The sequence below is a fragment of the Paenibacillus sp. BR2-3 genome, assembly GCF_046529485.1.
GTDB lineage: Bacteria > Bacillota > Bacilli > Paenibacillales > Paenibacillaceae > Paenibacillus_AQ.
The window spans coordinates 4,390,224-4,414,618 of the sequence record NZ_CP126311.1; the positions used below are offsets into that span (position 1 = coordinate 4,390,224).

Consider the following 24,395-nt stretch of genomic DNA (forward strand, 5'->3'; position numbering starts at 1 on the left):
CACACAACCTTATCCGAGGAACTCCATTGGATTTTTAATATACCCAGCTACTTTAAGCGCATCATAGTTTGATTTCTGCTGTTTCTTCCCTTGGGCAGTAATAACTCGTAAGTCGTTAGGCTCTGTGGGCAACACTTTAGATTTGTTCTTTCTACTTTGCTCTGACGACTTATTTGAGGCTGCACTTTGATTCAACAACACTAGCTTCAATGCTTCCTTGTGAAGATCCACCGTATCTGCCTCTTGTATATATTTCTGTGTTACTTCTTTAGATGAACTAAGAGCTATAGAAGCCCCAAAGCCGGCATCTACAAGCCACGCACTTAACTCATTCACAGTCTGTTCAGTAATATCGTAACCAAGTTCTGTCCGGATCGTTTCCAAGCGCTCAGCTTGCCGTTGTTCGGCTTCTATCCGATCCAAGTAATCATCGATTGAAACACTATCGTAAATGTCGGCAAACTTTTGAATCTGTACTTTTTTCCCAGAGCGTAGAGCCTCCAACGCAGGCCGTATCAAGGTTAATCGGTCTTTGGCCACAGAACGAATTAATTCCGGTGTAATTTGTTTAATTCCTTTATCTAAGGCTCTCCATTGGGTTAGCATGAACAGTTTAATGGCAATGTCTGAAATCCCCTGAGACTCGTCATACATCACATCAATAAATTCCTGGTTTAATGCAACCTGAATGTCAGTCCACTGGTATTTCCAAAGACCTTGTAATAGCCACTCCCATTCATCATCTTTCTTGAAATGATGCCAAGTGGCATCTCCCTGACCACTATTGCGCCGGGCATTTCGAAACTCTCCGTTCAAGGCAGGAAGAGCTTTATAGGTTCCAACGAGGATTACCGGCAAGCCAATCGTGTTAACTAATTGAACAAAGAAGTTGAGCATTTGCGCTGCGCGGTCATCTTTAGCTTCCTGCAAATTTTGAATTTCATCTATGACGAGCACACCAAGGCAATGTACAGCCGCAGCCTGTGCCATTATAGGCAATAACTCATCCGGATTCCTTGTTGAATTCTTTTTGTAATATCTAGTTCCGACCAAACTATCTACAGCCAGTAGAAAGTTAAGACATAATCCTCTTATCGAGCCATCATGCGGGCAATCCATCTTCAACCAGACAATTTGAAATGGGGCCGGCATATCTTGACCTTGATACTTCCGATGCAAAATCACTTGCGGATACATTTGCAGAATACGCAATAGACTACTGGATTTACCAATCCCCGATATTCCAACTAAAGCAAAGCCAGCTGAGGTTGGTGTGTTGACTGGATATCCGCTCGTCTTCCCCTGCATAATCAGCTCATAGGCATCCTTGCGGGCTCTAAAGGCATAATTAGGGGTGAGAGGATTTCGTCCCACATAGCCATCTCTAATCAGCCTGGAAATGCTCTGCTGTAATTCTAAATGCCTGGTTAGAGGTCTGAAAAAATCACGCGAGATTCGCTGAATACAATGCAATCGAAGATGAATCGGCAAATCACGCTCTGAAGCATGGAAGATCGGCTTCGAAGCCAATTTATTAACAACTGTTTTATCATCCCATATCGGCGGAAGAGCCTCTAGCAGCGGGTTATTTCGGTAGTCCTCCAGCAACGGATCTTGATAATCTGCCTCCATGAAGTTACCACGACTGAATTGAAATAACGGAACGTCGAATTCACTCATCTTCATCATCCTCTTCATGCAAATAGGCTTTTATCTTCGAGAGATTGTCAGCTGGAGGAATGTATGCTTGTTTCTTGTCAGCAGTTTCATCACTTTTTAGAGGTACTACATTATTAGTTGAGCCTTTCCGGGCTTCATCTTGTCCCGATAGCTGAAAAGCCTCATGTTCACGATTAGCCATTCTTTCGGTAGTGCGACGCTGTCTTGTTCCTTTCACACGCTGATTGTTACTTTCTTCGCTTTGCTTAATGGCTTCATTTGTCTTCTTCGCTGCCATTTCGACAATCGCCTTCGTTTGCGCATCAAGCTCAATTTTGGAGAGCATGTTATTCACATCCTGATGCCGTCCCTGATGCCTCTCTATCTCTAATAGATCTTCAACTTCCTCAAATCTTTTATTAAAGTATCTTTCTTCACGTTCTAGCAGGGTACATGTTTCGAATCGATGGCCGTTATCCAGCCATAAATATATTTCATTAGTCGAACGGGGGTCGTAGCATACTTTAACCCGCCACGTTTTACCCGCCCTGGCCTTTACAAACCACTGCTCCCGCATCGCCAGATCAGATCCGTAATGTACACCTTTGAACTGAATGCCGGCAGCAGTAACAGTAGCTTCTCCCTGAAGCATAAGGTTGAGCTTTACAATATGTTCTGGCTGCTTTTTAAGACGCCCATTTCGATTAATAATTCCCCAGTTCCATATTTCTCTCGGGATAGGCATTACCTCATCAGCCACCATAAACTCATTCCGGTCATACCACCGCATATGATGATCATTATTATGATAAAGAATGTTGTGAATCATAATCTGAGTAAATTCACGAAGAGTCAATTTTGCATCTAGGCGATAATCCCGTTCTCCACGCTCTCTAAAACGTTCTTTAATTGCGCCTGGGATAAATCGTATGCTTCGCAGGTTCGCTAGTCGGAACTGCTGCTCCACAATCCCTTTCCAATCTGCCCGGTAGGGAGGAGCGTTCTCGACATCTACGCCCAGAACATCAATAAGTTGGCTTGGCCTGGTTCCTTCAAGTTCTCCACGGTCAGCTGTTAATTTTTGCGGCAAATGGCTGCTCAGCCAGTCCTCTGGATCAATATTAATACCATATTGAGCACAGAAATTCACTTTATCTGTTGTGGTATTTGCTAATGCCATCATCGCACCAATCCAGCTTGGTCCTTCGAGACCGATGTAAATCCCTGCAATATATCGACTAAACACATCTATCACAATGTAGATAATAGGTCTCCCAATAATCCATTCCCGGCGATATTCGCTGACCAAATATACATCTGCTACAGTAGCATCAATTTGAAATCGGGAACCTGGACCAAAACTCTCGTAAGTGGAACTGCCAAGAATGGGGCGGTAATCTAGTGAGAATCTCTTTTTGCCATGCCTGCTTGTAATCGTATCTTCCAAGTTCATTTCTTTGTTGAACCAATATTTGTATTGTCCGAAAGTCGGCAACTTATCAGGAGGTGGAAGAACCGGGATAAGCGCTTGGCCCTCTTGCCTGAATCCGGATGCAAAGAATTTTTCTAGTGTCTTCTGATAAGCATGCTTAAGAGGAGATTTGTCTTTATTGTTATAAAATAGCCGAATTCCTGATCGCAGCAACTGTTTGATTTCTTCATCGATATTAATACCTACAGGTTCATCCTCAAATTTCCTTGGTCGGCCACGTTTGCTTTCTTTAGCTGCTCTGTCGTTCCCTACATTTCCGCAATTATTAAAATGGGGTAATAGGGCGTTCTTCATCTTGCCACCTTGCCAATATCTGCGCAAATAGCGATAGATGGTACTTTTATGTATTCCTGTTCTTGCTTGTACTTCCCTGATTTTCAATCCTCTAAATCCCTTTTCGAAGCAATCCGGCTCGTCAGTTACAATATCTTTAATCGCGTCCCATGATTTATCACGAATAAGTAAATGTTCACTATTTATATCAGAATCTAGCAGAGGGATATTATCATTGATCCAATCAACCTGTTTTAGCAAATCCGCCTTAAAAGCCGCAGTATATTCAGAGTAGGTTCTCATATTAGGTAAAGCTTTTTCGTCTCCCATTACAATGCAACAGAGCAGATCATCGACAGGTGAAATCCACAAAATACGTTCAACACAACGGTCTTCGGAATCAGAAGATTTCCATTCCACAACCATATTTTCATAGAGTGATTGCACAGTATTCATCCACCTTTTGCTAGTTTCTCTTCTGTTACATTTATCATGAAATCTTTCGCAGGATGCGATGGGATAATTCTTTCATTCATATTTACGGACCAGATTTTCCGGGCTATAAAGTGACGAAACAGAGCTAATGACGTTCCTATCTCTAATCCGAGTTGTTCATCGCAGATTGAGCAACCTCTTGCTATGTTTTCTCCAGAACTTAAACGCTCGGAAAGTATCTTCTGTAGATTTTGAATAACGAAAACGCCTAATTCAGAAACATCGTCATTATCAAACTCTTTGTGTACCCACTCAATATTTCTAATCAGAATATCAGGCAAGTCATGGTCGGTGATAATTCCCCAATCCACATGGCGTTCTGCCCAATAAACTCGCTCTATTTCAAATTTTGCAATCGTGCGTTCATTTTCCAATTCAGAGAAAGGTTTTACCGTTCTGGCATATTGCTTTTCTTTGTAGGTGACTAAAAAATCAGTCGTCATCACAATAGCAATGCCCGTTTTGGGATCAGCAGGATGCTTCACACCTATTCTTTCAGCTATCAATTTTGTTTCTTCCAGAGGTAGGAGAGGGAACTGCTCACGAATATCCGATACATCATCTGAGTAATCCAGAAGATAACAATAGTCACGTTCAATATCTGAAAGAAGCTCATGTCTTCGGCCAGTTGTCCAGCCTACCCCACGAGTGGCTCTGCCTTCTGAGGGAACATCTTGAACCCGAAGCCATGGAATATAGTCTTTGCCTGTTCCTTGACCTCTTCCTTCTTTAATAAAACGATCTATTTTTGCTTCTGTGATTTCCCGTTTTCGTTTGGCCATTATGAACCACCCCCAAAATCAAAAAATGAGACTGCCCGAAGGCAGCCTCAATTAGAGTCATGATGTATATTCTGGATGTCAGTTCTTTAGACAGTTGAAGAGCTTCTAGTAGTAGTATTACCGAATCCGTCAGTCTAATACTTTATTTTCCCAGTCTACAACTTTATTTTCTCAGTCTAATACTTTATTTTCCGAGTCTAACACTTTATTTTTCAGTCTAATACTTTATTTTCTTCTGACAACACTTGTAACTATAATTCCGGTCCTACTCCACCGTAACGCTCTTCGCCAAATTCCGTGGTTTATCCACATCGTGGCCCAGAGCCAGCGAAGCGTAGTAAGCCAGCAATTGCAGCGTAACTACGGACAAAGCTGGTGTCAGCAGCGGCAAGGTCTTAGGAATTACAAAAGCTTGATCAACAGATCTAAGCAGGTCATTTACATGCTCTTCGTGAGTAACTGCCAGCACGTCTGCGCCGCGGGCTTTCACTTCTTTGATGTTGCTGACGGTTTTCTCAAGAACGGATTCCTGGGTTGCCAGTGCAATAACAGGAACGCCTTCTTCAATCAGGGCCAGCGTACCATGCTTCAATTCGCCCGCAGCGTAAGCTTCGGAGTGAATGTAGGAGATTTCTTTCAGCTTCAGCGAGCCTTCTTGAGCTACAGCGTAATCTACGCCGCGGCCGATGAAGAATAGGTGCTTATGCTTGGAGATTTGCTCCGCATAGTTTTTAATAGCTTCTTTTTGTGCCAAAATCTCTTCAACTTGCTCCGGCAGAGCTTGCATAGCTGTCAGAATCTCTGCAACTTGCTCTTGGTTTTGTGTGCCGCGCACTTCAGCCAAATACAAACCCAGCAGCGTAAATGCGATCAGCTGTGAAGTGTAAGCTTTGGTGGAAGCAACAGCAATTTCCGGTCCGGCCAGGGTAACGAGTACATCATTTGCTTCCCGGGCAATGGAACTGCCAACCACGTTAGTGATCGCCAGTACATGCGCACCGTTTGCTTGACCTTCACGCAGAGCCGCCAAGGTATCGGCCGTTTCACCGGATTGGCTGACTACAATAACCAATGTTTCCGGGGTAACGATTGGCGCACGGTAACGGTACTCCGAAGCGATGTCATTCTCTACTGGAATACGTACCAGAGTTTCGATCAGATTGCGTCCTACAAGACCTGCATTATAAGCAGTACCGCAAGCGACGATTTGGATGTTGCGGATGTTTTTGATTTGTTCTACTGTCAAATTCAGCTCCGGCAGAATAACCTGATTGCCTTCGGCATTCATACGGCCGCGCATAGTATCACGGTAAGCTTTAGGCTGCTCATGGATTTCTTTCAACATGAAGTGCTCGTAGCCGCCTTTTTCCGCTGTTACAGCATCCCAATCGACAGTAATCATTTCCCGAGAAATAAAGTTGCCTTCAATCGTCATCAGTTCGACAGCATCCCGTGTCAGGACGGCCATTTCGCCGTCGTTCAAAATATATACGTTTCGGGTATATTCGAGCAAAGCCGGAATATCAGACCCGATAAAGTTTTCACCTTCGCCAAGACCGATAATCAGCGGACTTGCTTGACGCACAGCCACCAATTTATCCGGTTCGTATTCAGTCAGCACGCCCAGCGCAAACGCACCGCGCATGTAGGTAATTGCTTTTTGTACCGCTTTGACAATATTTCCATTGTATTCGCGCGCGATCAGGTGGGAGATGACCTCAGTGTCGGTTTCTGAGGAGAAGTGGCAGCCTGCAGCCATCAGCTCTTCCTTCAGATCCAGATAGTTTTCGACAATGCCGTTATGGACAACCGAGAACTTCTGGCTCTCATCCGTATGCGGGTGGGAGTTCTCATCCGAAGGCTTCCCGTGGGTTGCCCAGCGTGTGTGTCCGATTCCTGCACTGCCTGTGAGCGGACTGGTTTCCAATCTTGCTTCCAGGTTCGCCAAGCGACCCTGTGCCTTAACAACCTGCAGTCCTTCTTTTGTAAACACAGCAATACCAGCGGAATCATACCCACGATACTCCAGCTTCTTCAAGCCCTCGACCAAGATCCCTTGCGAATTCTGATTACCAATATATCCGACAATACCACACATTATATTTTCCTCCGTCCATTTTATCGAAATGTGGCGGCGTAAGGAAAGAAACGTGCCGTGCGGCATGTTTTGAGAAAAAGCTAATATTCTGTTGCGCCCTAACCCAACAAAATAAACTGTGACATATATTTATCGTTCATGAAATGTACAGCCTTCTCCTCTGCCGTAGCAGACCGCTCTTACGATTACGCACATCCATGAATTATGATTTCTGCTGCACCCACGAAAGCGTTGTGTGAAAGGTCGCCCTTCCATTTTCCGCTTTCGTTTACGGCTCTGGTGCATCACCGGGAGGTCCCCGCCGAACATTTCGAACACCTCCACCTCGTCAGCTTACATCTGCCGTGATCCGGTTCAGCCCTGCCACCTGAGTGACAACCTATTGGCTTTCCCTTCTCCCCCGCGCAAGACCAAGCTCTGGCGCTTGTATAACGAACCTCACGACCCCCGCTTTCCTTCTCGAATGACACTTAATCTATTATATGCACCTTACACCGCTTTGGCAATGACCTGTAGTTTATTAACACTATAAAAAGCCGGTGAAACGAAGTTCAGGCTCTCCGCACACCGGCTATAAATGGTTCTGGATATGAATTATACCAATTCGCGCTGCACAACTTCCACAATCTGTCCTACAAAAAAGTCGAGCTCAGCCTTATCCGGCCCTTCCGCCATTACGCGGATTAGAGGTTCGGTACCGGATGGTCGAACAAGCACACGGCCGTTATCGCCAAGCTTGCCTTCCACTTCAGTAATAGCCGCTTCAATAGCCGGGTTATTCGGATAATTGGTCTTATCCTGTACACGTACATTAACCAGCACCTGCGGATATTTCGTCATCATCGCCTTCAGATCGCTAAGCTTCTTCCCTGAAGCCTTAAGGGTATCCACCAGCTGGATTGCCGTCAGAATGCCGTCACCCGTCGTATTGTAATCAAGGAAAATCACATGACCCGACTGCTCTCCGCCCAGGTTAAAGCCCCCACGGCGCATTTCTTCCATAACATAACGATCACCTACAGCTGTCTTTGCCGTGTTCAGCGACAATTTCTCGGTAGCTTTGTAAAAGCCAATGTTACTCATTACGGTCGATACAATCGTACCGTCCTTCAGCTTGCCGGCGCGGTTCATCGCATCACCGCAAATGCACAGGATGAAGTCTCCGTCCACTTCTTCGCCGTTATTGTCGATAGCAATCAAACGGTCTGCATCCCCGTCAAAAGCCAGTCCCAAATCCGCATTATGTTTCAGTACCTCAGCACGCAGTGTCTCCGGATGTGTCGAACCGAATCCATCGTTTATGTTCAGCCCGTCAGGCTCCGCTCCAATGGAGATAACCTCTGCGCCAAGCTCTCTGAACAGTCTCGGTGCAAGCTCATATGCCGCTCCATGAGCGCAGTCCAGAACGATTTTGATATCCTTAAAGCTGTGAGAAACTGTCGTCTTTAAATATTCCAGATAGAGGTATTTGGAGTCATTATCGATGGTAACCGTTCCAAGACCTGATCCTACAGGACGAGGAAGCTCATCCGTCTCAGCATCCATAAGTTCTTCAATACGCAGCTCGGTTTCATCCGTAAGCTTGAAGCCGTCTCCGCCAAAGAACTTAATCCCGTTATCTTCAACCGGATTATGTGAAGCTGAGATCATGACACCGGCATCTGCTTTTAACAGACGTGTAATATAAGCAACGGCAGGTGTACTTACTACCCCAAGACGGATAACCTGCGCTCCAATGGACAGCATGCCTGCTACTAGAGCCGACTCCAGTAAAGGTCCGGAAATACGCGTGTCCATCCCGATAACAACCTTCGGCTTCTCCACGTTACCTGCTAATACATATCCTCCACAACGGCCGATACTGTAGGCCATTTCTGCTGTCAGTTCCTGGTTCGCGACTCCGCGTACTCCGTCAGTTCCAAAATACTTTCCCATATCTTTTCTCCTTTTATTATGCTGCTACAGCTTAATGTATTATTGTATGGCTAATTGTCTATTGTGTGTATAAAGGTGCTGTAAAAATAGACGTTAGTTTACACAGAAAGTTACGTTCCGGCTTTATTATTGGTGTTTCCGGTACTCTCACCTTGGTTAAAAGCTCCGCTATTCTCATTGCTGGCTGAAGGAGCTGGGCTCATAACCGGATCAGTACCGCTATGGGTCGGCTGCACCCCGGAAGGACTGCCCTCGCCTGAAACCGGTGCAGAGCTTGGCTCCGGTGTACTCCCGCTATTGGCACTCGGAGTTGCCGAAGCAGCCGGTGTTGCCGGGGGCTTAAGCTGTACAGTTGCAACGAGCCTCTCTCCCGAATGGCTCAGCGCTATGAATTTGGGCAGTGATACCTGCAGGGATACTTCATGAGTTCCGGCTATCAGACCGCTAACATCCGCAACAACACTTATTTTGTTCCGGTCCAATTGATCCAGCAGAGCCGGGGCTCCCGATAATGTCAGCGTAACAGCTCCACTCGCAGGATTGGTTACAGTGCCCTCCAAGCCGCTGCCTAACCCCTGCAGGATGACCGGAATCCCCTCTACAGTCCGCTCAGCAATCTCCGAGGCGGATACCATGACGTTCACTGTGTCTGGCTCAATCTTTTCCGTACCGGCTGGCGGGGTCAATTTTATTTCGACCTGATTCGTACCCGCAGCCTTTATTGTGCTAAGGTCAATCATGGCTTCATATGAAGTGATAGCTGCCAATGAGTCCTTATAGCCGTATACAACGACACTCTCTAACTCCGGTGTCACCCGGGAAAGCACCAGAGAGCTCGGGAGCTGACCTGTAAAACCGATATCCAGCGGCACGCTTTTGAAAGGAAGGGTTATCGGTAATTCCACAGATACTGTAGAAGGCTCTATAACTGCCCCTTTAATCTCGTTACCGGCACTGTCATAGGCCGCCAGCTTCATTCTTTTCTCTTTAAACGTTTCATTCTCACCGTCAAGTTCTATAGTCCCCTGCACCTTTGCAACCTTGCTCAGTTCACTGGCAGAAAGCGTAACCTCTGCTGTACCCACCGGCTGGATAACCGGCGTACCAAGCTGGTAGCCCTCTGCCGGCTCGCCTTTAGTAGCAACACTTACAGGAAAAGACTTCGTATTCCGCAGTTCAATATGAACGTTAACCTCTTGCGGCGTCATCGAAATCAGACGAACACCGTTAGGCAATGAATAAGATAACGGAATCCTCATCGTACCCGGCTTCGCATCACTTAAATCCAATGTGACACGGTAAGCATCCGAGAATACATACATGATATCGGAGCTTTTGCCGCTAACTTCCATCCTTACGCTATCCGCGTCTTTAGAATCCAGCACATATTTATCCTCATCAAAGCCGGAAACCTCAATTTTTACATTTTCGATAATTTTGGTGCTCATACTTGCGGCTGCAGGTGAAGTCGATTCACCGTCAATATGAACCATCGTCCATAAAACAATACCAATCGCAAGTGCAAGGATTTTATTGAAATTATTATTCTTCATCCACTTATCCATGGCTGCTGTCCCCTTTCCGTTTCCAGAAAGCAGAACTTCTATCCTTGAGCGGAGAACTTCCCCTCAGCTCTTCATACAGCTTTGAAATAAGTGATTCTTCCTTAATATCACGCACAATTTGACCATTAATCGCCAGCGAAATCTGTCCGGTCTCTTCCGATACCACTATGGATACAGAGTCCGCGACTTCACTGATTCCGATTGCCGCACGATGCCGGGTTCCCAGTTCCTTGCTGATAAAAGGATTCTCCGACAATGGCAGATAACAGGCAGCAGCAGCAATATGATTTCCTTGCATAATAAGCGCCCCGTCATGCAGTGGTGTATTGGGAATAAAAATATTAATCAAAAGCTCTGAGCTGACCACCGAACGCATGGGAATTCCCGACTCCGTGTATTCGTTCAGCCCTGTCGACCTTTCGAAGACGATTAATGCCCCTATTTTTCTACGTGCTAAATAATTAACAGCTTTAATGACTTCACCGATTAATTTACTGATCTCCTCATCGCTTTCTGCTGTGCGTCCGAAGAATTTACCCCGTCCAAGCTGTTCAAGTCCCCGCCTCAGCTCCGGCTGAAAGATAATAAAGATGGCCAGCACCCCGAATGTAAACATCTGATTCATGAGCCATTTGAGCGTATATAAATCAAGGAGGGTACTTATCGCCCAAATAACGACCAGCACCAAAATGCCCTTCAGCAGTTGAACCGCACGGGTCCCGCGTACCATATTGAGCACTTTATAGATAATGTAGCTTACGATTAAAATATCAATTATATCTTTAATGGACTCTTTCCATGTCATGTCTGAAAAATAGCTCATTGCCTCAAACCCCCGTCATTTCATATTAGCTGGGTTTATGTAATATATCTGTTATGTGTATCATATCTAGGTTATAACGTTCACGCTCAGGTTGCAAGTTTAGGACGAAGGTTGTCCCGAAAACCGGCTTTACGGCAACAAAAAAGCGCCATCTTTCCGGAAAAAGAGGCGCAGATGATATTCCTGTTAACCAATCGCATATACTTAACGGTAGGCGACATCAGAGAACATATTCGTCACTTTATACCAGAGCCAACTTACCGCTTGGTCTATGCTTTTGACTTGCCCGGAAATATGGGCGGTTGAAGCTTGATACAGTGAACCATCAATGATGGTCACATTGCCGTTTACATCCCCGTACACCTGAGCTTTGCCGTTCTCAACGGTGAGATCTCCGGAAATGATTTTGCCGGAAGGTACAATGACTGTATCCCCCTTAATGACAACCTGATCCAGATCACTGCCCTTAACCACCAGCTGTCCGTCCTGATTCCAAAATGTAACGGAGCTCATCAGCATTACGACGAGAAATAGCGAAGCTGCAGTTAGTGCAGGATGCCTTTTAATCCAGGTAATAAAACGAGGTTCCTTCTTGGATTTCGGTAAAGAATTCATAATCCGGTGGGCAAGTTCATCCGAGGCAACAGGGTTTTGGTGCATAAGGGAGAACATCAGCATATCTGTCTGTTCCAATTCTTTAAACTTTACTCGGCAATCCGGACAGGATATAAGATGCTCCTTCAATTCCCGTTGCTGCTGATCGGGCAAGTCGTCATCCAGGTAGTCATGCATCATAGAGACGGCCAGTTTGCATTCCATAGGAGCCAATCCTTTCATGAGTGCTATTTAATTCATATCCGAAGACAGTTTTATAGGAACTTCATAACTTAATACGTACTTCAAAAGAAGACGTTTCACAATAATAAATGAAATTTTACATTTTCGGAGCCAGCTTTTTACGCAAAAACTCACGTCCGCGGTGCACCCGGGTCTTAATCGTTGTTACAGGCATGTCCAGCACATCACTAATTTCCTGTAGCGACAGATCCTGCAGATACCGCAAAATCATGACAGACCTGTACTTCACAGGCAGACTGTCAATAGCCTCGTAAATCATGCGTTGGGTCTCAGAGAGCAGCAATTCCGTTTCTGGTGTCACATTATCACTCGGAATGATTGAATAGCCGTCAATACCTTCCTGATCGTTCATCTCGGCATCCAAAGAATAGGTTGGTTTCCGCTTCCTCAGCCGATCTATGCACAGGTTAGTCGCTATCCGATATATCCATGTAGAGAACTTCTGCTTGTCATCGTAACGATCCAGATTTCTGTAGACGCGCAAAAAAGTCTCCTGAACAATATCTTCCGCCTCATGGCGATTATTCAGCATCCGGTACGCCAGATGATATATTTTATCTTTATATAGTTCCACAAGTTCGGCAAATGCTCTTTGATCGCCTTTTAGAGCGAGTTTTGTCAATCTGCCTTCCAGATTCTCCACCTGTTAACTCCCCCAGACTTGCCGTTCTTGGTACGTATGTACACATTTCCACGGTACAAGCATTTAAAGCGTAATTCAACTCCGGGTAAAAATCAAGACATGTATTGTTACCTTCTACTAAAAACGTCCACACATTGGAAAATTCAGTGATATCATTAACGCCGAGAAAGAAGAAAAGAGCCAGCCACCTGAATACAGGCAACCGGCTCTTAGCATCATGAATATAGATATGGATTAAAGCATCAGCCCGTATTACGAAGACCGGCCGCAATTCCGTTGATGGTCAGAAGCACCTCACGCAGCAGCTCCGGATCGTCTCCATCCCCGTCACGCAGCTCTCTGAGCTCGGAAAGCAATTGCACCTGCAGATAGCTGAGCGGATCTACGTATGGGTTACGCAGTCTGATTGACTCCTGAATTACAGGTACATTATCCAGAATATCCTGCTGGCCTGTAATCTTCAGGATCAGCTCCGAGGTTAGCTTGAACTCTTCTTCGATCTGCCCGAATATCCGCTGACGCGCTTCCTCGTTCTTGCCCATGCTTGCATATTCCTTGGCAATAACCAAGTCGGCCTTGGCGATAGCCATTTGCAGGGTGTCGATCAGCGTCGTAAAGAACGAGAAGTTCTCGTACATATGGCGCATAATCTCCAGGTTCTCTTCTTTCCCGTCGTAGAAGCTCTGCAGACCTGTTCCCGCAGCGTACCAGGCAGGCAGCAGATAACGGCTCTGTGTCCATGCAAATACCCATGGAATGGCCCGGAGGTCTTCGAACCGGTCGCTGTTCTTGCGTTTGGAAGGACGCGAGCCGATGTTCAGCTCTCCTACTTCAGGTAATGGAGTTGATTCTTTAAAATAGGTCAGGAAATCCGGATCACGGAAAATCAAATCCTGATATTTGGTAAGCGACACTTCGGAAATACGGGCCACGATCTCTTCCCATTTAGATTCATACAAATCCGTCTGTGGAATTCTGGCATGGATCGCCGCCGTCACCAGCGCAGATGTTGCCTGCTCCAGGCTTCGGTAGGCAATGCCCCGCATCGAATAACGGGAGGAAATAACCTCGCCTTGCTCCGTAATCTTAATCCCACCGCCGATAGTTGATGCAGGCTGAGCCAGAATACTGCGGTTCAGCGGCATTCCTCCGCGTCCCAGCGCCCCTCCGCGTCCGTGGAAAAACTTCAGCTTGATGCCGAATTTGTCCGCCGTAGCCGTAATTTGCTTCAAGGCGACACGAAGCTCCCAGTTCGCAGTAACTACGCCGCCATCTTTATTACTGTCGGAGTAACCAAGCATGATCTCCTGCATATCATTCATTGCTGTTACAGCTTGACGATAGATTGGCATGCTAAGCAGCGTGTTCATGATTTCCGGAGCTTCATGCAGATCCTCAATGGTCTCAAACAGCGGGACAGCTTGCAGCGTACATACGACAGTGCCGTCTTTATCCTTGCGGAACAATCCTACTTCTTTGGCGAATACCATAACCTCAAGAATATCGCTTGCGGCCTCTGACATACTAATTAAGTAGCTGGTAATACATTGTTTGCCGTATTCATCCTGAGCCTTGAACACGGTTCGGTATACCTCAAGGCATTCCTCGGTGCTATCCGAATAAACCTGGTAAGGTGAGGTCAACGGACGCGGATCATTAAGCAGACCCTCGAGAAGCTTGATCTTGTCCTCTTCCGGCAATGTAGAGTAATCCTCAGTGATGTTCATCTTTGCCAGAATTTCCGTCATCGCATTTTCATGTTCCTGACTATGCTGGCGGATATCGAGTGTAGCCGTATGGAATCCGAACAACTCCACTTGGCGGATAAGCTTTTTAATATAGGTGTCAGCGACATAGTCGGCATAGTGGAAGCGCAGACTGCGGTCGATAACATTCAAATCATGAATAAATTCTTCAGGTGAGGAATAGCGCTCCGGTGTCCCTTTTTTCTCGTCATCCAGAACGTTTTGAGTTTTGGAGATCATATAGCTCAGCTTGATCCGGTAAGGCTCATGATCATTACGCCAAGTGTCGACCCGATTCAGATTGATAATGCCCCGATCCTGCTCGATAGATTCAGCAAGCTCAGGAGTGACCTCGATGATGCTTGTACTGAAGCTGAGGTAGCGCATAAGCTCTCTCATGATCCGCTGATATTCCCGTATGGCCAGCTTGCGCTGCATCTGTAGAGTCTGCAGAGTGACCGATGAGGTCACGGACGGATTACCGTCACGGTCGCCACCAATCCACGAACCAAAACGGAGGTAGGTTGGAACATGCCAATTCTGGCCCGGATAGTATTTGCTCAAACAACGCTCAAGTTCCTGATAAACGTCCGGCAACACGTGAAAAATGGTCTCATGGAAATAGTACATCCCATTACGCACCTCATCGAGTACCGTTGGTTTACGATCACGAAGTTCATCCGTCTGCCATAAAGTTATTACTTCATTAAGAAGCTTCTCGCGCAGCTGCTCACGTTCCCGGAAAGTTAAGGTAGGGTTATCAAGACCCATGACATCATCAGATATCCGCTTATGAATATCCAGAATAGCCCGTCGCATCGCTTCCGTCGGATGGGCCGTCATCACTAGCTCAAGTGACAGTCCTTTGATAATCTCCCGGACCTCCTCATGCGAGAAATCACGTTCCCGAAGCTCTTGAATCGCGCGCTCTATAGATCCTGGCTGAACCGTTTCTCCAGCTGAACGTTCATAATCCCGTTTCCTGCGGATTCGGTGATTTTGTTCGGCAATATTCACCAATTGAAAATAAATGGCGAACGCCCGTATAACCTGGTGCCGGTTATCCGGATCCAGAGAATTGATCAACTCTTTAAATTCACTGTGCAGTTCAGGCAAAAACAATGAGCGCAGCGATTTGCTGGTTTCGCGGATTTTTTCCACGATTTCAAGCAGTTCGTTGCCGCCTTGGTGAACCAAGACCTCGCCCAAGATATTCCCCAAGAACCGTACGTCCCGCCGCAGCAGATTGTTAGAGTTGCTTTTGCTAGCGGTAGTCGTAAGTTCGGTCATGCTGCTCCCCCCATCCTCTTCCGGATCAATGTCTTAACATTGTCTATTTAAAGCTTTCCTCATATCATACAATAAAACAAATCGAAAATCCTCAACTTTATTGCACTGTAAAGCGACAGAGCACTTTAAGATTATACACCATTTCGACTATTTATGCAGTTGTTATTATTTATATAGACCTAAGATTATAATGGCTTATAAGTTAGACGTTTATGTAAGGTTTATGATACCGGGGAATAACGTAAAAGCCAGCCCAAAGAGCTGGCAATAGGCCGCTATCCAGAGGTTGAAGGCGCAGCATCCACACAAAAATAGCCATGTAAATGCAGCGTTCATACATATTTCACACCATCATTATGCATTATTTGGCGATTCTCATATGTTTAGATCGAATGATTAGCTGGTGAGCTACTGCGTAGGATCATCGGTCTTCAGTTTCTTTAGTACGTCCAGTGACGGCTGCATGAACTCAGAGCGCTCTTTGTCGAGAATTGCCTGTAGCCGATCCCGATCCTCCTCTGCACGATCCAGCATCTCTCGCGGCACCAATTCACCCTTCATCACCGCCCTCCACTGAATGATTACGACAAATAGCAAGATAAACACAAGCAGTACTGCAAGTCCATACTTTTCCGCAAGTGGCAGCAATCTTTCAATATCGGCTATACGTTCCGTGTCCATGTCCCCAGCTCCCTTCTCTTAAACATCTTTCACTTCGATAAAATGCCGACTTATCCAATACCGAAATAATAGTCGGGACATTCATGCCTCTGTGGTGGCGATTTCCCTCGGCGGCGATCCAACTCAGGTAACACTGATATTCATAGGTATATCACTCCTTATGCTTGAAATATTATGATATTATTTTTGCAGCTAAATACGGCATGATATGTTAAAATTCTTCTTGTTCGTATTCCGTTCCCCTTTTATAGCAATATACCACTTTTTTCCGTATACCGTAAAACCTCATATTGATCTGTTTTAGGCGGTTATTAGCTATAATGCCCGAATTATCTTGCCTTTTGGCATTATATTTCTCTTTTTTGTTTACCTCTTGGCAATAATGGCTTATATTATTAACAAAAGGTAGACAGTGGATAAGGAGTGTTGAGAGATGGACGAATCATTTGGGATATACCTGAAAAAGCTTCGCGAGGAAAAGGGACTGACGATCAACCAGTTGGCCGCAGCAGCCGGTATAAGCGGATCACAAATTTCGCGGATCGAGAACGGACTGAGGGGAATTCCGAAGCCTGCAACCCTACGTAAGATTGCTGAGGCTACGGATGTTCCATATGAAGTGCTTATGGATCAAGCTGGATACTTACAGGAGACTGTGCCCGTTTCTGAGCCGGTTATTCCTGAGTGGGCTACGGGGAAGGATAAACGGGATTTTCGCAAAATGCTGGAGGATGACGGAGAATTAATGTTTGACGGTATTCCACTCAATAAGGAGGATAAACAACGGATCAAGGACGTGCTGACAGGGCTATTTTGGGAAGCCAAACATATGAACAAAAGAAATAAGTCCAAGAACGATCCCAAGCCAGGTAAATAGGGTTCTACCAATACAATAAAGATGCTGCAGGTGAAAACGATGGATGAATTGATCTGTAATCTGATAAAAAAATATAAAACCAACTGCCCTTTCGAGCTTTCCAGAGCACTCGGCATTCACATCCGTTTTATGAATCTGGGTGAGGGTACTAAGGGATTGTATTACCGGAAATTAAGAAGAAGATTTATCGTCATTCATAATGAGCTTCCTTTAGAGTGGCAGCGTTTTGTCTGTGCACATGAATTGGGGCATGATCGTCTGCATAAGGGCATCAATCGTTTTTTCCTTGAGGAGAGCTCTTACTTTTGTCCCGGCAAATTGGAGCGCCAAGCAAATTCATTTGCTGTGAAACTGCTCTTGGCCAATTCGTACCCTGAACCGGGTGAATCTTTAGAGATTTATTATTCCCGAATTGGCATACCACCGGAAATCACTTTATAAATTTTGTTTCTTTGAACATATAACAAAAAACTCTTACCGAAGTAAGAGTTAGATGACAACAATAAGTTGTAATATCGGGACGACACGATTTGAACATGCGACCCCCTGGTCCCAAACCAGGTGCTCTACCAAGCTGAGCTACGTCCCGAAACATTATAAAATTATGGAGCGGGTGATGGGAATCGAACCCACGCTATTAGCTTGGAAGGCTAAAGTTCTACCATTGAACTACACCCGCAAAGATTTAAAATCGGGACGACACGATTTGAACATGCGACCCCCTGGTCCCAAACCAGGTGCTCTACCAAGCTGAGCTACGTCCCGACAGTATAAAGTTGTTGAAAATATAAATGGCGCGCCCTGAGAGATTCGAACTCCCGACCTTTTGATTCGTAGTCAAACGCTCTATCCAGCTGAGCTAAGGGCGCTAATAAACTTATGGAGCGGACGACGGGAATCGAACCCGCGACCCTCGCCTTGGCAAGGCGATGCTCTACCGCTGAGCCACGTCCGCAAATAAAATGGTGCGCGTAGAGGGACTTGAACCCCCACGTCGTGAAACGCCAGATCCTAAGTCTGGTGCGTCTGCCAATTCCGCCATACGCGCATGATACAAAATAAAGTGAGCCATGAAGGACTCGAACCTTCGACACCCTGATTAAAAGTCAGGTGCTCTACCAACTGAGCTAATGGCTCTCATATAAGGGGCCCCCGAAAAGTACTCCGAAATACCTTCGCAACTTAACTTCACTATTTGGGGTGAAGTGGCTGGGGATATAGGATTCGAACCTATGAATGACGGAGTCAAAGTCCGTTGCCTTACCACTTGGCTAATCCCCATTGATGGATACCTTTATATTCCCCACAATCATCTTAAAACATGTGAACGATTATGGTGGAGGCTGAGGGGATCGAACCCCCGACCCTCTGCTTGTAAGGCAGATGCTCTCCCAGCTGAGCTAAGCCTCCATATGTATGGTGACCCTCAAGGGGTGATGATAAGTAAAATATGGTGACCCGTATGGGATTCGAACCCATGTTACCTCCGTGAAAGGGAGGTGTCTTAACCCCTTGACCAACGGGCCGCTGTAAATCTGTGGAGCTCTCAACCGGATTCGAACCGGTGACCTCATCCTTACCATGGATGCACTCTACCTACTGAGCTATGAGAGCATGGCTCCCCGAACAGGACTCGAACCTGTGACAACTCGATTAACAGTCGAGTGCTCTACCAACTGAGCTATCAGGGAATATCCGCTTGGCAACGTCCTACTCTCCCAGGACCCTTCGGTCCAAGTACCATCGGCGCTGGAGGTCTTAACGGTCGTGTTCGGGATGGGTACGCGTGGAACCCCTCCGCTATCGCCACCAAACAGGTTTTTTCCGGTCGTATCACTCCCCGAATTTCTCCAGGAAAATAACCAACACTAGAAAAGACATGCAGCTTATAGCTACTTCAGGAATTTGACTCCCTGAAAACTGAATCCGAAACGAATCTGCGAATTAAATATTGGATAAGCCCTCGACCGATTAGTATTGGTCAGCTCCATGCATTGCTGCACTTCCACCTCCAACCTATCTACCTCGTCGTCTTCAAGGGGTCTTACTGACTTGGGAAATCTCATCTTGAGGGGGGCTTCACGCTTAGATGCTTTCAGCGCTTATCCCGTCCGTACGTAGCTACTCAGCCATGCTCCTGGCGGAACAACTGATGCACCAGCGGTACGTCCATCCCGGTCCTCTCGTACTAAGGACAGCTCCTCTCAAATTTCCTGCGCCCACGACAGATAGGGACCGAACTGTCTCACGACGTTCTGAACCCAGCTCGCGTACCGCTTTAATGGGCGAACAGCCCAACCCTTGGGACCTACTTCAGCCCCAGGATGCGATGAGCCGACATCGAGGTGCCAAACCTCCCCGTCGATGTGGACTCTTGGGGGAGATAAGCCTGTTATCCCCAGGGTAGCTTTTATCCGTTGAGCGATGGCCCTTCCATGCGGTACCACCGGATCACTAAGTCCGACTTTCGTCCCTGCTCGACTTGTTGGTCTCGCAGTCAAGCTCCCTTATGCCTTTGCACTCTTCGAATGATTTCCAACCATTCTGAGGGAACCTTGGAACGCCTCCGTTACTCTTTAGGAGGCGACCGCCCCAGTCAAACTGCCCGCCTGACACGGTCCCCGTACCCGATTAGGGTACCAGGTTAGAACCTAGATACGATCAGGGTGGTATCCCAACGTCGCCTCTGCAGAAGCTTGCGCTCCTGCTTCCCTGGCTCCCACCTATCCTGTACAGATCGTACCCAAATTCAATATCAAGCTGCAGTAAAGCTCCATGGGGTCTTTCCGTCTTGTCGCGGGTAACCTGCATCTTCACAGGTATTAAAATTTCACCGGATCTCTCGTTGAGACAGCGCCCAAGTCGTTACGCCATTCGTGCGGGTCAGAATTTACCTGACAAGGAATTTCGCTACCTTAGGACCGTTATAGTTACGGCCGCCGTTTACTGGGGCTTCGGTTCACAGCTTCGGATTGCTCCTAACCGCTCCCCTTAACCTTCCAGCACCGGGCAGGCGTCAGCCCGTATACTTCGCCTTGCGGCTTCGCACAGACCTGTGTTTTTGCTAAACAGTCGCTTGGGCCTTTTCACTGCGGCCCCCTCGTGCTATTCACACTACCGGGGCACCCCTTCTCCCGAAGTTACGGGGTCATTTTGCCGAGTTCCTTAACGAGAGTTCTTCCGCGCGCCTTAGAATTCTCTTCTCGCCTACCTGTGTCGGTTTGCGGTACGGGCACCTTCTCCTGGCTAGAGGCTTTTCTTGGCAGTGTGAGATCATGACCTTCGCTACTGTAATTTTCGCTCCCCATCACAGCCCAGCCTTAATGATGTGCGGATTTGCCTGCACATCAGCCTCACTGCTTAGACGGACATCCATCAGTCCGCGTCACTACCCTCCTGCGTCACCCCATCGCTCATAGCGGATTACGGTGGTACAGTAATTTCAAACTGTTGTCCTTCGACTACGCCTTTCGGCCTCGCCTTAGGTCCCGACTTACCCTGAGCGGACGAGCCTTCCTCAGGAAACCTTGGGCTTTCGGCGGATCAGATTCTCACTGATCTTTTCGTTACTCATACCGGCATTCTCACTTGTATGCTGTCCAGCGCTCCTTACGGTACACCTTCAACCCACATACAACGCTCCCCTACCCCAGATACATACGTATCTAGCCATAGCTTCGGTGGTGTGTTTAGCCCCGTTACATTTTCGGCGCAGAGTCACTCGACCAGTGAGCTATTACGCACTCTTTCAATGGTGGCTGCTTCTAAGCCAACATCCTGGTTGTCTGTGCAACTCCACATCCTTTCCCACTTAACACACACTTGGGGACCTTAGCTGATGGTCTGGGCTGTTTCCCTTTTGACAATGGATCTTAGCACTCACTGTCTGACTCCCGGCAATAAGTAGATGGCATTCGGAGTTTGACTGATCTTGGTAACCCTTGCGGGCCCCGCAACCAATCAGTGCTCTACCTCCATTACTCTTGTGCCGAGGCTAGCCCTAAAGCTATTTCGGGGAGAACCAGCTATCTCCGAGTTCGATTGGAATTTCTCCGCTACCCCCACCTCATCCCCGCATTTTTCAACATGCGTGGGTTCGGGCCTCCAGTGCGTGTTACCGCACCTTCACCCTGGACAGGGGTAGATCACACGGTTTCGGGTCTACGTCCACATACTATATCGCCCTATTCAGACTCGCTTTCGCTGCGGCTCCGGCTTCTCACCTTAACCTTGCATGTTAAACGTAACTCGCCGGTTCATTCTACAAAAGGCACGCCATCATCCATAGATCGGACTCTGACTTTTTGTAAGCACACGGTTTCAGGTTCTATTTCACTCCCCTTCCGGGGTGCTTTTCACCTTTCCCTCACGGTACTGTTTCACTATCGGTCGCCAGGTAGTATTTAGCCTTAGCAGATGGTCCTGCTGGATTCATACGGGGTTTCACGTGCCCCGCACTACTCGGGATCCGTCTCGGAGAGAACATGGTTTAGGTTACAGGGCTTTTACCTCTATCGCGGGCCTTTCCAGACCTCTTCACCTACCAGATTCCTTTGTAACTCCATGTGAGACGTCCCACAACCCCCAGGCGATAAATCGCCCAAGTTTAGGCTGTTCCGCGTTCGCTCGCCGCTACTGACGGAATCACTATTGTTTTCTCTTCCTCAGGGTACTTAGATGTTTCAGTTCCCCTGGTCTGCCTCTATCTCTCCTATGTGTTCAGAGAGAAGTAACTGCGAATTACCACAGCTGGGTTTCCCCATTCGGACACCCCCGGATCAAAGCTTGCTTACAGCTCCCCGAGGCAGTTTCGTTGTTCGCCACGTCCTTCGTCGGCTCCTGGCGCCTAGGCATCCTCCGTGTGCTCTTATTAGCTTAACCTCGATTTTTTCCGCAGGAAAAATATCGGACATTGATTCTCTTCCGAAGAAGAAAGTCAATCTTCGACACTCCATTAAGAAACAATCGTATCAACTAATAACATTCACTTGTTTGCACAAGTGTGCTAAAAGATGTTCTAAAACGCAAATTCGTTTCGGTATCCAGTTTTCAAGGATCAAGTTTGTGTTTTCCGGCTTTAACCCCGGAAAAATATCATATCAAATCTTTAACCGCTTGACTACAAGCAAGTTTTGGAAGATATAATAATGAAGTTTTGGTGGAGCCAAGCGGGATCGAACCGCTGACCTCCTGCTTGCAAGGCAGGCGCTCTCCCAGCTGAGCTATGGCCCCATAATAGGATATAAAATTATGAATGGTGGGCCTTAGTGGACTCGAACCACCGACCTCACCCTTATCAGGGGTGCGCTCTAACCAGCTGAGCTAAAGGCCCTTATTCAATCAATGCATCTTTATGAAGTAACCCATAAGGGTGCGCTTGGCAACGTCCTACTCTCCCAGGACCCTTCGGTCCAAGTACCATCGGCGCTGGAGGTCTTAACGGTCGTGTTCGGGATGGGTACGTGTGGAACCCCTCCGCTATCGCCACCAAACGCATACGAAAGAGACTTGCTCTCTCAAAACTGAGCAACGAGTGAGTGTTCGAACCTAAAGGTTCTTATAGAAGCCTGCGCTTCCAGATTTGAATGTCTTCATTGCAGAAGACGATTCTCCATAGAAAGGAGGTGATCCAGCCGCACCTTCCGATACGGCTACCTTGTTACGACTTCACCCCAATCATCTACCCCACCTTCGGCGGCTGGCTCCCTTGCGGGTTACCCCACCGACTTCGGGTGTTGTAAACTCTCGTGGTGTGACGGGCGGTGTGTACAAGACCCGGGAACGTATTCACCGCGGCATGCTGATCCGCGATTACTAGCAATTCCGACTTCATGCAGGCGAGTTGCAGCCTGCAATCCGAACTGAGACCGGCTTTGCTGGGATTGGCTCCACCTCGCGGTTTCGCTTCCCGTTGTACCGGCCATTGTAGTACGTGTGTAGCCCAGGTCATAAGGGGCATGATGATTTGACGTCATCCCCACCTTCCTCCGGTTTGTCACCGGCAGTCACTCTAGAGTGCCCAGCTCAACCTGCTGGCAACTAAAGTTAAGGGTTGCGCTCGTTGCGGGACTTAACCCAACATCTCACGACACGAGCTGACGACAACCATGCACCACCTGTCTTGGGTGCTCCGAAGAGGGACACTATCTCTAGTGTTTTCACCCAGATGTCAAGACCTGGTAAGGTTCTTCGCGTTGCTTCGAATTAAACCACATACTCCACTGCTTGTGCGGGTCCCCGTCAATTCCTTTGAGTTTCAGTCTTGCGACCGTACTCCCCAGGCGGAGTGCTTACTGTGTTAACTTCGGCACCAAGGGTATCGAAACCCCTAACACCTAGCACTCATCGTTTACGGCGTGGACTACCAGGGTATCTAATCCTGTTTGCTCCCCACGCTTTCGCGCCTCAGCGTCAGTTACAGCCCAGAAAGTCGCCTTCGCCACTGGTGTTCCTCCACATATCTACGCATTTCACCGCTACACGTGGAATTCCACTTTCCTCTTCTGTACTCAAGCCACCCAGTTTCCAGTGCGACCTCAGGTTGAGCCCAAGGTTTAAACACCAGACTTAAGTAGCCGCCTGCGCGCGCTTTACGCCCAATAATTCCGGACAACGCTTGCCCCCTACGTATTACCGCGGCTGCTGGCACGTAGTTAGCCGGGGCTTTCTTCTCAGGTACCGTCACTCTCATAGCAGTTACTCTATGAGACGTTCTTCCCTGGCAACAGAGCTTTACGATCCGAAAACCTTCATCACTCACGCGGCATTGCTCCGTCAGGCTTTCGCCCATTGCGGAAGATTCCCTACTGCTGCCTCCCGTAGGAGTCTGGGCCGTGTCTCAGTCCCAGTGTGGCCGTTCACCCTCTCAGGTCGGCTACGCATCGTCGCCTTGGTGAGCCGTTACCTCACCAACTAGCTAATGCGCCGCAGGCCCATCCCTCAGTGACAGATTGCTCCGTCTTTCATTCTCTCTTCAGGAGAACAAAGAAATTATCCGGTATTAGCTACCGTTTCCGGTAGTTATCCCAGGCTAAGGGGCAGGTTGCCTACGTGTTACTCACCCGTCCGCCGCTAAATCCTATTGAAAGCAAGCTTCCAATAAAACTCCGCTCGACTTGCATGTATTAGGCATGCCGCCAGCGTTCGTCCTGAGCCAGGATCAAACTCTCCAATTTAGTT

At 47.3% G+C, this 24,395-nt stretch carries 13 protein-coding genes, 14 tRNA genes and 4 rRNA genes; 2 read left to right on the plus strand and 29 right to left on the minus strand.

Annotated elements, in window-relative coordinates; genetic code table 11:
* Window positions 1-9: 9 nt before the first annotated feature.
* The 11 genes from PaeBR_RS21140 to PaeBR_RS21190 form a co-directional block, all read right to left on the minus strand.
* Window positions 10-1,680, minus strand: coding sequence for an ATP-binding protein (locus tag PaeBR_RS21140; protein ID WP_410512446.1), 1,671 nt, complete (start codon window positions 1,678-1,680; stop codon window positions 10-12).
* Window positions 1,673-3,880 carry a Mu transposase C-terminal domain-containing protein gene (locus PaeBR_RS21145; RefSeq protein ID WP_410512447.1) on the minus strand — a complete coding sequence of 736 codons (2,208 nt, stop codon included), beginning with the start codon at window positions 3,878-3,880 and terminating at the stop codon, window positions 1,673-1,675. Before PaeBR_RS21145 ends, PaeBR_RS21140 begins: the two co-directional genes overlap by 8 nt.
* Window positions 3,877-4,701, minus strand: coding sequence for a TnsA endonuclease N-terminal domain-containing protein (locus PaeBR_RS21150; protein WP_410512448.1), 825 nt, complete (start codon window positions 4,699-4,701; stop codon window positions 3,877-3,879). Before PaeBR_RS21150 ends, PaeBR_RS21145 begins: the two co-directional genes overlap by 4 nt.
* A gap of 265 nt (window positions 4,702-4,966) precedes the next feature.
* The gene (gene glmS, locus PaeBR_RS21155) at window positions 4,967-6,799 is read right to left on the minus strand and encodes a glutamine--fructose-6-phosphate transaminase (isomerizing) (RefSeq protein ID WP_410512449.1); all 1,833 of its coding nucleotides are present in this window, start codon (window positions 6,797-6,799) and stop codon (window positions 4,967-4,969) included.
* A 594-nt stretch (window positions 6,800-7,393) separates the two neighbouring features.
* Window positions 7,394-8,734 (minus strand): phosphoglucosamine mutase, encoded by a 1,341-nt coding sequence (gene glmM, locus PaeBR_RS21160; RefSeq protein WP_410512450.1) that lies wholly within the window; start codon window positions 8,732-8,734, stop codon window positions 7,394-7,396.
* Between the two features lie 110 nt (window positions 8,735-8,844).
* The gene (locus PaeBR_RS21165; RefSeq protein WP_410512451.1) at window positions 8,845-10,299 is read right to left on the minus strand and encodes a CdaR family protein; all 1,455 of its coding nucleotides are present in this window, start codon (window positions 10,297-10,299) and stop codon (window positions 8,845-8,847) included.
* Entirely contained in the window at window positions 10,292-11,122 is an 831-nt protein-coding gene (cdaA, locus tag PaeBR_RS21170) for a diadenylate cyclase CdaA (protein ID WP_410512452.1), read from the minus strand. The genes PaeBR_RS21165 and cdaA overlap by 8 nt, the downstream gene beginning before the upstream one ends.
* A 204-nt stretch (window positions 11,123-11,326) precedes the next feature.
* Complete coding sequence (locus PaeBR_RS21175) at window positions 11,327-11,941, minus strand: zf-HC2 domain-containing protein (RefSeq protein WP_410512453.1); 615 nt, start codon at window positions 11,939-11,941, stop codon at window positions 11,327-11,329.
* Window positions 11,942-12,056: 115 nt separating this feature from the next.
* Entirely contained in the window at window positions 12,057-12,623 is a 567-nt protein-coding gene (gene sigW / locus PaeBR_RS21180; RefSeq protein WP_410512454.1) for an RNA polymerase sigma factor SigW, read from the minus strand.
* A gap of 242 nt (window positions 12,624-12,865) precedes the next feature.
* A complete protein-coding gene (gene ppc, locus PaeBR_RS21185; protein ID WP_410512455.1) occupies window positions 12,866-15,658 on the minus strand; it encodes a phosphoenolpyruvate carboxylase in 2,793 nt (930 codons plus the stop codon).
* 408 nt (window positions 15,659-16,066) lie between these two features.
* Complete coding sequence (locus PaeBR_RS21190) at window positions 16,067-16,339, minus strand: hypothetical protein (protein WP_410512456.1); 273 nt, start codon at window positions 16,337-16,339, stop codon at window positions 16,067-16,069.
* A 433-nt stretch (window positions 16,340-16,772) separates the two neighbouring features.
* On the opposite strand from PaeBR_RS21190, the gene PaeBR_RS21195 reads away from it, so the two are divergent.
* Together PaeBR_RS21195 and PaeBR_RS21200 are read left to right on the plus strand one after the other, a co-directional pair.
* Window positions 16,773-17,216, plus strand: a complete 444-nt coding sequence (locus PaeBR_RS21195) for a helix-turn-helix domain-containing protein (RefSeq protein WP_410512457.1) — start codon at window positions 16,773-16,775, stop codon at window positions 17,214-17,216.
* 39 nt (window positions 17,217-17,255) lie between these two features.
* The gene (locus tag PaeBR_RS21200; RefSeq protein ID WP_410515265.1) at window positions 17,256-17,657 is read left to right on the plus strand and encodes an ImmA/IrrE family metallo-endopeptidase; all 402 of its coding nucleotides are present in this window, start codon (window positions 17,256-17,258) and stop codon (window positions 17,655-17,657) included.
* A 74-nt stretch (window positions 17,658-17,731) separates the two neighbouring features.
* On the opposite strand, the gene PaeBR_RS21205 is transcribed toward PaeBR_RS21200, so the two are convergent.
* The 18 genes from PaeBR_RS21205 to PaeBR_RS21290 form a co-directional block, all read right to left on the minus strand.
* Window positions 17,732-17,805: transfer RNA gene (locus PaeBR_RS21205), tRNA-Pro, on the minus strand.
* 16 nt (window positions 17,806-17,821) lie between these two features.
* A tRNA-Gly gene (locus PaeBR_RS21210) sits at window positions 17,822-17,895 on the minus strand.
* 12 nt (window positions 17,896-17,907) lie between these two features.
* Window positions 17,908-17,981, minus strand: a tRNA-Pro gene (locus PaeBR_RS21215).
* A 27-nt stretch (window positions 17,982-18,008) separates the two neighbouring features.
* A tRNA-Arg gene (locus tag PaeBR_RS21220) sits at window positions 18,009-18,085 on the minus strand.
* Window positions 18,086-18,096: 11 nt separating this feature from the next.
* Window positions 18,097-18,171, minus strand: a tRNA-Gly gene (locus PaeBR_RS21225).
* Window positions 18,172-18,179: 8 nt separating this feature from the next.
* Window positions 18,180-18,264 (minus strand) — tRNA-Leu (locus tag PaeBR_RS21230).
* Window positions 18,265-18,280: 16 nt separating this feature from the next.
* Window positions 18,281-18,353: transfer RNA gene (locus PaeBR_RS21235), tRNA-Lys, on the minus strand.
* Between the two features lie 69 nt (window positions 18,354-18,422).
* Window positions 18,423-18,497 (minus strand) — tRNA-Gln (locus PaeBR_RS21240).
* A 53-nt stretch (window positions 18,498-18,550) separates the two neighbouring features.
* Window positions 18,551-18,626, minus strand: a tRNA-Val gene (locus tag PaeBR_RS21245).
* A 41-nt stretch (window positions 18,627-18,667) separates the two neighbouring features.
* Window positions 18,668-18,742: transfer RNA gene (locus tag PaeBR_RS21250), tRNA-Glu, on the minus strand.
* A gap of 12 nt (window positions 18,743-18,754) precedes the next feature.
* Window positions 18,755-18,830, minus strand: a tRNA-Thr gene (locus PaeBR_RS21255).
* Between the two features lies 1 nt (window position 18,831).
* Window positions 18,832-18,907 (minus strand) — tRNA-Asn (locus tag PaeBR_RS21260).
* A gap of 6 nt (window positions 18,908-18,913) precedes the next feature.
* Window positions 18,914-19,030: ribosomal RNA gene (gene rrf, locus PaeBR_RS21265) — 5S ribosomal RNA — on the minus strand.
* Window positions 19,031-19,167: 137 nt separating this feature from the next.
* A 23S ribosomal RNA gene (locus PaeBR_RS21270) occupies window positions 19,168-22,097 on the minus strand.
* Window positions 22,098-22,372: 275 nt separating this feature from the next.
* A tRNA-Ala gene (locus tag PaeBR_RS21275) sits at window positions 22,373-22,448 on the minus strand.
* Window positions 22,449-22,471: 23 nt separating this feature from the next.
* A tRNA-Ile gene (locus PaeBR_RS21280) sits at window positions 22,472-22,548 on the minus strand.
* Window positions 22,549-22,591: 43 nt separating this feature from the next.
* Window positions 22,592-22,708 (minus strand): 5S ribosomal RNA (gene rrf, locus PaeBR_RS21285).
* Between the two features lie 125 nt (window positions 22,709-22,833).
* A 16S ribosomal RNA gene (locus PaeBR_RS21290) occupies window positions 22,834-24,391 on the minus strand.
* The 16S, 23S and 5S rRNA genes sit together here with 14 tRNA genes alongside, the layout of an rRNA operon.
* Window positions 24,392-24,395: the final 4 nt, after the last annotated feature.